Here is a 13,306-nt window from a genome sequence, read left to right as displayed (position 1 = left end):
TAAGAGCTTTAGAACCTTAGCAACTTAAAAAGAATGAAAATACTAATAATAAACTCAGGAAGTTCATCAATAAAATATCAATTAATGGTTATGCCGGCAAACGAAGTAATTTGCAGTGGTATGATTGATAGAATTGGTCTAGAAACATCAAATATTACTTTTAAAACACCTTCAAATTCGCGTGAAGAAATATTGCCTATTCCAACTCATAAAGTAGGATTGCAAAAAGTAGCAGATATGCTTTTGGATGCAGACAAAGGAGTAATTAAAACAACTTCAGAAATTGCAGCTGTAGGACATAGAGTTGTGCACGGTGGAAGTTATTTCTCTGATACAACTATCATTACAGAAGAAGTAAAAGAAAAAATTAAAGAACTTTCAGAATTAGCGCCTCTTCATAATCCAGCGCATTTGGTAGGAATAAATGTTGCAGAAGAAATATTTTCCGAAGCAAAACAAGTTGCTGTTTTTGATACTGCGTTTCATCAAACAATTCCAGTTCAAGCTTATAAATATGCAATACCAAATTATCTTTTAACTGAGAATAAAGTCCGTGTGTATGGATTTCATGGAACAAGCCATAAATACGTGTCTGAAAAGGCAATAGACTATTTAGAAAATAAATCTAAAATTATCACAATCCATTTAGGAAACGGGTGCAGTATGACAGCTATAAAAGACGGGAAAAGTATTGACACAACAATGGGATTTTCGCCTGCAAATGGTCTAATAATGGGCACAAGAGCAGGAGATATTGATCAATCTGTAATATTTTATATGGTCAAAAATTTAGGATATACACCAGATGAAGTAAATTCTATTTTGTTGAAACAAAGCGGAATGCTTGGTCTTACAGGTTACAGTGATTTGCGTGATATTGAATCGGAAGCAGAAAAAGGAAATAAAGACTGTCAGCTGGCTTTGTTAATGAATGCTTATAGAATTAGAAAAACTATCGGAGCTTATGCAGCTTCTTTAAACGGATTAGATGCTATAATTTTTACAGCTGGAATTGGTGAAAATTCATCGTATATGCGAAAGTTAGTTTGTACCGATATGGAATATTTTGGAATTGAAATTGACGATGATAAAAATCAAATTCGTTCGAAAGAAATTAGAGAAATCAATAAGCCAAGTTCAAGAGCAAAAATACTTGTAGTGCCAACTGACGAAGAGTATGAAATTGCAAATCAGGTTTATCAATTACTGAATAACTAAAGATTTTAAATTGAAGACTATAAGAAAGCTCCTTGATCAGGAGCTTTTTTTTATGGCTTCAGATTAAATATTTGTGAGTATCTTTGAGGTATAAATCCGAATATTTTGAAATCGAAACTTTTTAAATTACTATTCTTCTTTTTCATTGCTTTTCAAATCCAAGCACAAGAATTACTTCCCTTCGTTGAAAATTACAATAAATCAGATTATCAGGGTGATAATCAAATCTGGAACGTTGCTCAAGGTAAAGATAAGGCAATGTATTTTGCTAACAATCATTATCTATTACGTTATGATGGTGTCATTTGGGAAAAGTACTCTTTGCCAAACAAAACGATAATTCGCTCGATTTTGATTGAAGGTGATCGAATTTATTCAGGATCTTATAAAGAATTTGGATATTGGTACAGGGAAAATGGAAAAATGCACTACGTTTCTATTACTAAAAATCTTCGATTATTTGATGAAAAAGACAATGAAGAAATCTGGAAGATATTCAGGTTTAATGGATCACTGTATTTTCAATCTTTCAATGATGTTTTTATTTATGATGGAAAACATATTCAAAGAATTAAATTTCCATTTTTAGTTTCCTATTGTTTTGTCGTAGATAAGAACCTTTATGTTGCTTCTGTCGAGAAAGGTCTTTTTAGAATGAATGGAACAAAAATCGCAATTCCAAAAGGCTGGGAAATTCTGAAAAATACTGTTGTGCATGCGATTGAAAAATATAATGGTAAAACTTATATTTTTACGCAAAAACGAGGGATTTTTGTTGCTGATAAAGAGGGACTAAAACCTTGGAACAATCCATTGAATGAAACATTAAAGTCTAACGGAATTAATGTTGCGAAGTTTATTAAAAATAATAAACTTGTTGTCGGTACTGGTAATAAAGGTGTGTTTATCTACGATTTTAATACCAATACATTTAAAAACATTGACCGAAACAATGTTTTGATGAATAATTCCGTGCTAAGCATTGGTTTTGACAAAGAAGAAGATTTGTGGCTTGGTCTAGATAATGGAATTGCTCATGTTGAGGTAAATTCACCAATTTCGTTTTTTTACGATAATTCTGGAATCTTGGGCTCTGTTTACTCCGTTGCCACTATTGATAAAGGATATTTAATTGCTTCAAATCATGGTATTTTTGAGTTTGATTCTGGAAACTTCAAAATGATGCCTAATACACAGGGGCAGGGATGGAATATCACCAAAATTGGAAGTAAATATGTTATAGGTCATAATGATGGTACATTTTGTTATGAAAATGGTGCTTTAACAAAGATTAATAATGTAAATGGAGGTTGGAACTTATCAAAAAGTATTATTAATGATACTTATTTTCAATCAACTTACAGCGGAATCTTATTATATAACAATGCTTCGGATCTTAGCCAAAGCAAAAAAATTGACGGATTATCAAAACCTATAAAGTACGTTGCCCAAAATAAGAAAAATGAAATTTGGGCGGCAGATAATTATCGTGGTTTATATAGAGTTTTCTTAGATGATAATTTCAAGACCAAGAAAGTTGAGAATATTACACAGCTAAGTAAAATCAAAAATGATTTTGGAGTTAAGATTTTTGAATTTAGAGGCGAAATCCTTTTTCTAATAAATAACGTTTGGTATACGTTTAATTCGATCACAAATAAATTAGAAGAGAATGAATTATTCAATACTAATTTTAAAAATATCTCTGATGTAGTTGCCATAGATAAAAATCATTTTATTGTTCTGCAAGAAGGTGTTCTTTATCATATTTATGCAAATGAAAATAAATTTGTTTGGAATATTATTCAAGAGAAATACTATAAAGGAAAGTTGATTAATGAAAATCTAAGAATTTTTAGAAGTAATAATCATTATTTACTAAATCTTGATGATGGATTTATTTCGCTTCAATTAGAATATGAAAATAAGCAGAACAAAGGCGTTAGAATTGAAGCTTATAATAATGGTGAACTTCTTCCGGACGAAAGTAAAATAAAGCACAATACGGAACTTAGAATAAATGTGATTTCTGGAATTTATGGAGCCAGTAAGCCAAATTTATTTTATCAGATAAATAATGATAAGAAGTACATACCAATTTCAAATGGTGCAGTTGTTTTAAATAACTTAAGCAGCGGATCACATTCTGTCGCGATTTTTAAACATGATGGTGCTAATTATGATAAAGTTTCAAGTTTTGAGTTTAAAGTTTCGCAGCCTTGGTATTTTTCATTTTGGATGGTGCTGCTTTATTTGCTGGTAATAGCCGCAGTTTTATTTTTCTATTATAAATGGAATAAACTTCGTTATACACAAAAATTAAAATTGCAGGCAGAAGAATTAAAACATCAGCGCGAAATTCTTGAAATGGAACTTAAGAAAGAGAATGAGCTGAATATTCAAGAATTTGAGAAACATATTCTAGAGCTTGAATTGCAGACAAAATCATCTGAAGTTGCAGGTAAATCTTTGTCGATTGCTAAACAAAGCGAAATGATCGACAATATTCAAAGTATTCTTGATTCTGAAAAAGATTTCAATAAACTAAAAAGCGAAATCAAAAAAGCAATAAAAATAAATGAGGTTAATAAACACGAATGGGAGACTTTTGAAACAAATTTGAACCAAATTCACAATGAGTTTATTATAAACCTTTCTAAAAAGTATCCGCATCTAACTCCAAAAGATATAAAACTCTGTGTTTATCTTAAAATGAATCTCTCTTCAAAAGAAATTGCGCCATTGATGAACATTTCTTTTAGAGGTGTAGAATTGCATAGATATCGTCTAAGAAAGAAGCTGAGTCTTACTCAAGATGAAAACCTGTCAAAGTTTTTATTAAGTCTGTAAGATTTGGTTTTAAAATTTATAGATCTTATATTTTTCCATCTCATTTTTTATATAATTCTAATACATCAATACTACATCATAACGTTATGTTAATGAATTGTATTTAACATTTATATGTTTGATAATCATTTGTATAACTTAAAATTTTAACACAATGATGTAGTTATGTTGTAGTGGTATCTGATGTACTACAACGTTGTAATTGTTTAATTTGGCTCTACTAACTTAAACGATTACATACTGTATGAAAAATTTTATTTTTAGCTTTTTAGCGCTCTTATTGTTACCATCTTATATGATGGGGCAAGCGCAAGCAATTAAAGGAAAAGTAGTAGACAGCAGCGGAATGGGAATTCCTGGAGCAATAATCGCTTCATCTGATGCTCGTGCTACTGCTGATGCAGATTTCGACGGAAACTTTACTATTAATGCAAAACCAGGAGATATATTAAAAGTCTCTATGTTGGGTTTTAATTCAGTTTCTGTACCGGCAACTGCCGCACCAATGACAATTACCTTAAAAGAAGCAGAAGATACTGCATTAAAAGAAGTAGTTGTAATTGGATACGGTACAAGAAAAAAGATTGATAATACATCTGCTGTAAGTTCAATCAAATCTGAGGAAATTACCAAAATGAAGGTAATAAATGCTTCTCAGGCTATCCAAGGTAAAGCAGCTGGTGTTCAGGTATCTACTTCAGATGCGCCAGGAAGTACTCCTTCAGTATTGATAAGAGGGGCTGGTACTGCATTAGGAGGAAGAAATCCACTGTATGTAGTAGATGGTATGCCTACTGAGAACATCAACAACATTAATACTAATGATATTACATCTTATGAGATCTTGAAAGATGCTTCTTCATTAGCTATTTATGGAACTAGAGGTGCAAATGGTGTAATTATGATTACAACCAAAGCAGGTAAAGGAAAAATGACTGTAGACGTAGAAAGCTTTGCAGGGGTTAGAACGCCGCTTAAAACGGTAAAAATGGCAAATGCTGACGAGTACGTTCGTTATAGTAACGCTGCTTATAGCAACGATTTTCCTCAAGGCAGATTTTCTGCAAATCAACCTTATAACACAGATTGGCTTGATGCGATTACAAGAACTGGGTCTTACACTCAAAATAATATCGCAATCTCAGGATCTTCAGAAAATGTGAAATACTTTTTTAGTGTTGGAAATTATGAAGAAAAAGGAATTTTAAACGGCTCTGATTACGGACGTACAACTATTAGAAATAATAATGAGTTTAAACTTTCTGATAAAGTTAAATTAACTCAAAACTTTAGTGTAAGTACTATTAAGAATACGCCGATGCCTTTGAGTGCATTTACAAATGCTTACAGACAATCTCCACTTGTTCCTGTGCGTTACGCTGATGGGAAATATGGTGTACCATTTATTTCTAATGGAGTTGTAGCTGAAACAGGTGCTTCTTTCAATAATGTTGGAAATCCAGTAGCTCAATTAGATTATACAAACGAGCAGCAGCAAACTGTTATGCTGCAAGGTGGACTAAAATTAGATTATGACATTATTAAATCTTTAAAATTTACTTCACAATTCAACGGGGAATTTTATACATACAAACAGTATAATTATGTAGACAATCAAGCTCTTTGGTTATCTGCAGATCCTACTCGTGTAGCATCAAAGTATCCTGGTGATTTGAATGTGAACACTTTGACAAGAAATAGAGATCAGTATTTTAATTGGAATCTATCTAATTATTTAACTTATAATAAAGTTTTTGCTGAAATTCATGACGTTGAAGTTACAGCAGGTATCGAGGCGAATGTACAAGGTACTAGAGAAAAGTTAACTATTGACAGAAAGAATGTAAATGCAAACTCGAATTACTGGTCTTTAAAAGATGTTAATGTAGCAGGGACTGTTACAGGTTTGAAAGATGAAGCTTTAAATCAAAGAAGATTAGCCTCTTATTTTGCTCGTTTCCAATATAAATTGTTAGACAGATATTTACTTACAGGTACTGTAAGACGTGATGGATCTTCACAATTTGCTGAAGACAAACGTTGGGGAACATTCCCATCTGTTGGTTTAGGATGGGTAGTTTCAAAAGAAAGCTTTTTAAGTAATGTAGAGCAAATTAATTTATTAAAAATTAGAGGTTCTTGGGGTAGATTAGGAAATCAAAATGTACCGCTTAATACACAATTATTAACTTCTGGATTAGATAATTCAGGTTTAGGTTCAGGTACTACAATTAATTCGCAAGTAGATCCAAATTTATCTTGGGAAATTGTTGAAGAACTTTCAGGAGGTTTTGATTTTGAAGTATTAAACAACAGATTAAAAGGGTCATTTGACGTGTATGATAAAAACACAACAAATACAATTTTGAATGTTAAACCATATTCAACTTCTGGAATTACAGTTGCTACACCAGCACATGTTGGGGAAGTATCTAACAAAGGTTATGAAATTTCTTTACGTTGGGATGATAGAATAAACGATAATTTAAGTTACTGGGTAGGAGGAAATTTTTCTCATAATAAAAATGAACTTACAAGTCTTAAAAATGTTCAGTTAAATCCAATTATTGGAGGAAGTTTAGGAAATGGTCAAAATACTAAAATTCTTGATAATACTTCAGTAGGACAACCATTAGGTAGTTTCTTTATGTATGAGTATGCAGGAGTTGATCAAGCAAATGGTCAAATGCTGTACTACAAAGCAGATGGTTCTAAAGTTGCGCAATCAGGCTTAGATGAGCTTAAAGACAAAAAATATGTAGGTTCTCTTTTACCAACTTCTAATTATGGAGTTACATTAGGTTTAAACTACAAAAACTTTGATTTTTCTGTTGATGGTTACGGAACAGGAGGAGCAAAAGTATATAACGGAAAGAAAGCACAAAGATTTGGAGGAGAAAATGTAGAAGCTTCTATGGCTAATGGTTTTTGGACACCTACAAATACAACATCTTCAATTCCGGCACCTTCTAATTTAACTCCTTTTGCTTCAACTTATTATTTAGAGTCAGCAGATTTCTTTAGAATTAATAACATCACTTTCGGGTACAAACTTCCTCTTAAAGAAGATAAATTTATTAACTATTGCCGAATTTATGTAAATGCGATTAACCCATTTATTACACAAAAATTCTCTGGATTTTCACCAGATGTTGTGTCTGATGGTAAGTTAGTTGAAGGTACTCAAGGGGTTGAGCTAGATGCTTACCCATCATTGAGATCATTTGTTATGGGAGTTAATTTAAAATTTTAATATTATGAAAAGATTATATATATCAATGTTTGTTCTTTCTGGATTGCTATTATCCGGATGTTCAAATGACTTTTTGGATGTAGATCCAACAGAAGCTATTCCTGCAGATCCTGCTTTGGTTAATAGTGATGAAGGAGCTAAAGGTTTTGTAACTGCAATTTACAATCAATTTTTAGGATGGGAAATGTCATCTTTTGGATGGAATGCAGTTTCAAGTATCATCACTGATGACGCAGATAAAGGTTCTGATCCAGGAGATGCAGGTGGAGACAAAGACATTGTTGACGCTTTAACTTATAACGCTTCAACGCCATCATTTCAATCTACTTGGAATGCAAATTATGCTGGAATTAACAGATGTAACCAAGCATTAGCCATGTTTCCTAAATTGGATAAAGCATCTCCTGATTTAAAAGCAAGATTAGTAGGGGAAACAAAATTCATGAGAGCATTTATGTATTTTACTTTAGTAAAAGGATATGGAGGAGTTCCAATTATTGATCATTTAGCTACAGTGCCAATATCTGAAGAAGACAGAAAAATGCAATTGACACGTAAGTCAGTAGAAGAAGTTTATGCTTTTATTGAGCAAGATTTAAATGACGCTATCGAAGCGTTGCCTTTAAAATCAGCTTACACAGGTGCTGATGTTGTTAGAGCTTCTAAAGGAGCTGCATACGCTTTACTAGCAAAAGTAAATCTGTATCAAAAGAAGTGGCAAAAAGTAATTGACAATTGTGATAAAGTAACAGGTTATTCTTTAGTTTCTGATTATGCTCTACAATATAAAAAAGAAGGAGAATTTGGTCAAGAATCTATTTTCGAAATCAATGGAGTAGGTTCTACTTCAAGCCCTGGATTTGGAATTGGAAATTATACTGTTTCTCAAGCGCCTCGTGGAGCTGGAGGCTGGGGTTGGGGATTCAATACGCCAACTAAAGGTTTAGCAGATGCTTATGAGCCGGGAGATGTTAGACGAGCTGCTACAATTATTTTCAAAGGATCAGTTTTGTATGACGGTAGAGAAGTAGCATCAACTGTTGCAAATGAAAGATATAATTATAAAGCATATTCATCATCTTTTTACAATCAAGAATTTACAGATACAAATCTTAGATATTTAAGATATGCTGAAGTTATATTAATGAAAGCCGAAGCATTAAACGAATTAGGACAAACTTCTGAAGCTATTCCTTTAGTGAATCAAATTCGTAAAAGAGCAGGTCTAGGAAACACTCCTTTTACTTCTCAATCAGATATCAGAAAAGCAATCTATAAAGAAAGAAGATTTGAATTTGCATTTGAGCACGACAGATGGTTTGATATTGTTAGAACAGGACAAGCTGAAGCAGCTATGGCAGCAGATGGTAAGACTTTTATTGTTGGAAAACATGAGTTATGGCCTATACCAACTTCATTCTTAAGAGAAGCAAATGGACTTTCTCAACAAAATCCAGGTGGTTATTAATTAACATCTTAAAATCACTTCCTCTAAAAGTTTAGAGGAAGTGATTATTTATTCAATATTTTAAATTTTTATAATGATTAGAATTTCAGTTTTATTTTTAGCTTTTACTTTTTTTGGATGTGGATCCTCTGCTGTTAAATCTAAAGGAAATACAGAAGAAAAAACTTCTAGTGTTACCCTGACAGATGAACAGCTTATTGAAATGGTTCAAAAACAAACCTTCAAATATTTCTGGGATTATGCAGAACCAAATTCTGGATTAGCAAGAGAACGTTATCATCCTGACGGAAATTATCCGGAGAATGATTCAAATATTGTTACAACGGGCGGTTCTGGTTTTGGTTTAATGGCACTTGTATCAGGAATGTCTCAAGGATATATTACAAAAGCACAAGGAGTAGAAAGACTGAACAAAATTGCTGATTTTTTAGGCAAAGCAGATCGTTTTCACGGAGCGTGGTCACATTGGATTGACGGAAATACAGGAAAAGTAAAAGCTTTTGGAACCAAGGATAATGGCGGCGACTTAGTCGAAACTTCATTTTTGGTTGCAGGGATGATTACAGTTCGTGAATATCTTAAAACAGGTTCAGAAAAAGAGAAAGCTGTTGCAGCAAAATATGACGCACTTTGGAAAGGTGTTGACTGGCAATGGTATACAAACAACAAAAATGTGCTGTACTGGCACTGGTCGCCTAATTACGACTGGCAGATGAATTTTCCGCTTGAAGGATATAACGAATGTTTAATTACTTATGTCTTGGCTGCATCTTCACCAACACATACAATTGATGCGAAAGCATATCATGAAGGCTGGGCTAGAAGCGGTGGAATTGTTACTTCAAAAACAAAATACAATATTCCTTTAATTCTAAAACATAATGGAGCTGAAGAGTTTGGTGGACCATTATTTTGGGCACATTATTCATACGTTGGCTTAGATCCAAATCAATTAACCGATAAATATGCAAACTACTGGGATTTAAATGTAAATCAGGTTAAAATAGATTATGAATATTGTGTTGAGAATCCTAAAAAATATGGCAGTTATGGTGCTGATTATTGGGGATTAACAGCTTCTTATTCTAGAAATCCTGACGGATCAATAGGGTATAATGCACATTTTCCAACTAATGATGTTGGAGTTATATCACCAACAGCAGCAATAAGTTCAATTGTATATACACCAAAAGAATCTATTGCTTTAATGAGAAACCTTTATCAAAATCATAAAAAAGAAACTTGGGGAGAAGCTGGTTTTTATGATGCACTGAGTTTAGAAAACAATTGGGTGGCAAAACGATATCTAGCCATAGATCAAGGTCCAGAAGTAGTAATGCTTGAAAATTATCGTACAGGATTATTGTGGAAGTTATTTATGAATGCTCCAGAAGTAAAACAAGGTTTAACAAAACTTGGATTTAAATCCGGAAAATACGGAATCTAATTTTTTATGAAATATAAAGCAGGTTTACTCTTAATGCTTTTTTCTCTAGTTGGTTTTGCACAGAGTGAGACAACAGGAAAAATAAAAACGGTTGTTGTAACCAATTATGAATTGGGATATGTTTTGCATAAACCGATAAATACAAAAGAGAAAAAGCCATTAATAGTTTTTATTTCAGGAGATGGAGAAAAAGGTACAGACCTTGAAAAAGTCAAAATAAACGGGCCTTTAAAGTATTTAAAAAAACATCAGCTGGATGCTTATGTTTTGGCGCCGCAATGTAAAGAAAACGAAAATTGGGATATAGAATCAATTTATCAGCTGATTTTGAAAATTCAGAAAGAAAACAAAATTGATTCAGAAAGAATATATGTTACTGGTTTAAGCTCAGGAGGCTGGGCTTCATGGAATTTGGCTTTTGCACATGCTGATCTATTTGCCGCAAATGTACCTGTCGCTGGTTTTGTAGATTTAATTCAGTTAGAAAAAGCCTGTGAAATAGCCAATATTCCAACCAGAATTTACCACGGTTTGTTAGATGATGTGGTCAATGTAAATTATGCGATTACGATTTACAAAGAGTTAAAAAAATGTAATGCGAAAGATGTTCAATTGACCATTTTTGATGATGCAGGTCACGACAGCTGGACAAGAGTTTACGACAATCCTGAAATTTATGACTGGATGTTTAAACAGAAAAGAACGAATACGAACAAATAAATATAATAGAATGAAAAACAAATTAGTCTTACTATTTTTAGGATGTGCTGTTTTGGGTTATGCCCAAAAAAAGAATACTAAAAATACAGTAAAAATTAAACCAAAGTCAGAGTTTGTAGCTGAGCTTTTGTCAAAAATGACATTAGACGAAAAATTAGGTCAGCTTAATTTACCAACTTCTGGAGATATTACAACAGGACAAGCAAATAGTTCTGATGTGGCTAAAAAAATTGCTGAAGGTAAAGTTGGAGGTTTATTCAATATTAAATCTGTTCAAAAAATTAAAGAAGTACAAAGAATTGCAGTTGAAGAAAGCCGATTAAAAATTCCGTTGATTTTTGGTATGGATGTTATTCACGGTTATGAAACAACATTTCCAATTCCGTTGGGATTATCTTGTACATGGGATATGGGCTTGATCGAAAGAAGTGCACAAATTGCAGCGCAAGAAGCTAGCGCAGACGGTATCAATTGGACATTCTCACCAATGGTTGATGTTTCTCGCGATCCGCGTTGGGGAAGAGTTTCAGAAGGTTCAGGTGAAGATCCATATTTGGGAAGTGAAATTGCAAAAGCAATGGTTAATGGATACCAACAACATGATCTTTCTAAAAACAATTCAATTATGGCATGCGTAAAGCACTTCGCTTTATATGGTGCGCCAGAAGGTGGTCGTGATTACAATACTGTAGACATGAGTCATATCAGAATGTTCAACGATTATTTCCCTCCTTACAAAGCTGCTATTGACGCAGGTGTAGGTTCAGTTATGGCTTCTTTTAACGAAGTTGACGGAATTCCTGCAACTGGAAATAAATGGTTAATGACAGATGTTTTAAGAAAACAATGGGGTTTTAAAGGTTTCGTAGTAACTGATTTTACTGGAATTCCTGAAATGATCGAGCACGGAATGGGAGATTTACAAGCAGTTTCTGCTCAGTCTCTAAATGCTGGTGTTGAAATGGATATGGTTGGAGAAGGTTTTTTAACTACTTTGAAAAAATCTTTAGACGAGAAAAAAGTTACAATGGCAACAATCGACAATGCTGTTAAACTTATTCTTGAAGCAAAATACGATTTAGGATTATTTAGTGATCCTTATAAGTATTGTGACGAAAAAAGAGCAAAAACAGAAATCTTTACTTCAAGCAGCAGAAAAGAAGCAAGATCAATCTCTGCACAATCATTGGTATTGTTAAAAAATCAAAACCAAGTATTGCCACTTAAAAAATCTGGAACAATTGCTTTGATCGGGCCATTGGCAGATGCTAAAGAAAACATGCCGGGAACTTGGAGTGTAGCGACAAAAATGGAAAATGCTATCTCATTATTAGCAGGAATCAAAGAAGTAGCAGGAAAATCAACTAAAGTATTATATGCAAAAGGAAGCAACTTAGATTACGATGAAACTTTTGAAACTAACGCAACAATGTTTGGAAAAACATTACACCGTGATTCTCGTTCAAAAGAAGAGTTATTGGCAGAAGCTTTAAAAGTAGCAAATCAGTCAGATGTAATTGTTGCAGCTCTTGGAGAATCTGCAGAAATGAGTGGAGAATCTAGCAGCCGTACGAATTTAGAAATTCCACAAGCACAAAAAGATTTATTAAACGCATTATTGAAAACAGGAAAACCAGTTGTTTTAGTTTTATTCGACGGTCGTCCGTTAGTTATTAAAGAAGAAAACGAAACCGTACCAGCTATTTTAAATGTTTGGTTCGCAGGTTCAGAAGCAGGTTATGCAATTGCTGATGTTTTATTTGGAGATGTAAATCCTTCAGGAAAATTGACTTCAACTTTCCCAAGAAGCGTTGGACAATTGCCAATTTATTATGCACACAAAAATACAGGAAGACCACTTTCTAACACAGAAGGAAAATTTGAAAAATTCAGATCTAACTATATCGACGAAAGAAACGAACCATTATTTCCATTTGGTTTTGGTTTAAGTTATACCACTTTTGATTATTCAAACTTGAAAATTTCATCAGATAAAATGAATGCTTCTGGAAAATTAAAAGTAACAGTTGATGTAACTAATACTGGAAATTATGACGGAAAAGAAACAGTTCAATTATACATTAGAGATTTAGTTGGTTCAGTAACAAGACCGGTTAGAGAATTGAAAGGTTTCCAAAAAATTACACTTAAAAAAGGTGAAAAACAAACCGTGACTTTTGATATCACAGTTGAAGATTTAAAATTTTATAATTCTGATTTACAATTTGTAGCAGAACCTGGACAGTTTGATATTTTCGTTGGAGGAAATTCAACTGCCGACAAGAAAGTTAGTTTTGAGTTAACTAAATAGTTGGTTTATTGGTTAGTTAAAAGCCCTTCGTTTGGTTGA

7 protein-coding genes are annotated in these 13,306 nt (G+C 32.9%); all 7 read left to right on the top strand.

The window, feature by feature from the left end:
- Nucleotides 1-33 precede the first annotated feature (33 nt).
- The 7 genes from BOW57_RS16040 (at nt 34) to bglX (ending at nt 13,267) form a co-directional block, all read left to right on the top strand.
- The gene (locus tag BOW57_RS16040; protein WP_129055707.1) at nt 34-1,218 is read left to right on the top strand and encodes an acetate/propionate family kinase; all 1,185 of its coding nucleotides are present in this window, start codon (nt 34-36) and stop codon (nt 1,216-1,218) included.
- Between the two features lie 105 nt (nt 1,219-1,323).
- The gene (locus BOW57_RS16035; RefSeq protein WP_129055705.1) at nt 1,324-4,068 is read left to right on the top strand and encodes a histidine kinase; all 2,745 of its coding nucleotides are present in this window, start codon (nt 1,324-1,326) and stop codon (nt 4,066-4,068) included.
- A gap of 244 nt (nt 4,069-4,312) precedes the next feature.
- The gene (locus BOW57_RS16030; protein ID WP_129055703.1) at nt 4,313-7,321 is read left to right on the top strand and encodes a SusC/RagA family TonB-linked outer membrane protein; all 3,009 of its coding nucleotides are present in this window, start codon (nt 4,313-4,315) and stop codon (nt 7,319-7,321) included.
- 4 nt (nt 7,322-7,325) lie between these two features.
- On the top strand, nt 7,326-8,789 hold the full coding sequence (locus tag BOW57_RS16025; protein ID WP_129055701.1) for a RagB/SusD family nutrient uptake outer membrane protein: 1,464 nt from the start codon (nt 7,326-7,328) through the stop codon (nt 8,787-8,789).
- 73 nt (nt 8,790-8,862) lie between these two features.
- Nucleotides 8,863-10,236 (top strand): glucoamylase family protein, encoded by a 1,374-nt coding sequence (locus tag BOW57_RS16020; RefSeq protein ID WP_129055699.1) that lies wholly within the window; start codon nt 8,863-8,865, stop codon nt 10,234-10,236.
- 6 nt (nt 10,237-10,242) lie between these two features.
- The gene (locus BOW57_RS16015) at nt 10,243-10,956 is read left to right on the top strand and encodes a prolyl oligopeptidase family serine peptidase (RefSeq protein WP_129055696.1); all 714 of its coding nucleotides are present in this window, start codon (nt 10,243-10,245) and stop codon (nt 10,954-10,956) included.
- A 10-nt stretch (nt 10,957-10,966) separates the two neighbouring features.
- Entirely contained in the window at nt 10,967-13,267 is a 2,301-nt protein-coding gene (gene bglX / locus BOW57_RS16010) for a beta-glucosidase BglX (RefSeq protein WP_089052444.1), read from the top strand.
- Nucleotides 13,268-13,306 lie beyond the last annotated feature (39 nt).

Source organism: Flavobacterium sp. YO64 (assembly GCF_004119505.1).
Taxonomy (GTDB): Bacteria; Bacteroidota; Bacteroidia; order Flavobacteriales; family Flavobacteriaceae; genus Flavobacterium; species Flavobacterium oncorhynchi.
This window is presented reverse-complemented; position numbering and strand designations above follow the sequence as displayed.

Bases quoted from the DNA above. Each gene is read 5' to 3' on its own strand.
- BOW57_RS16040 (WP_129055707.1), top strand. From the start codon at position 34: ATGAAAATACTAATAATAAACTCAGGAAGTTCATCAATAAAATATCAA.
- BOW57_RS16030 (WP_129055703.1), top strand. From the start codon at position 4,313: ATGAAAAATTTTATTTTTAGCTTTTTAGCGCTCTTATTGTTACCATCT.
- BOW57_RS16025 (WP_129055701.1), top strand. From the start codon at position 7,326: ATGAAAAGATTATATATATCAATGTTTGTTCTTTCTGGATTGCTATTA.
- BOW57_RS16020 (WP_129055699.1), top strand. From the start codon at position 8,863: ATGATTAGAATTTCAGTTTTATTTTTAGCTTTTACTTTTTTTGGATGT.
- BOW57_RS16015 (WP_129055696.1), top strand. From the start codon at position 10,243: ATGAAATATAAAGCAGGTTTACTCTTAATGCTTTTTTCTCTAGTTGGT.
- bglX (WP_089052444.1), top strand. From the start codon at position 10,967: ATGAAAAACAAATTAGTCTTACTATTTTTAGGATGTGCTGTTTTGGGT.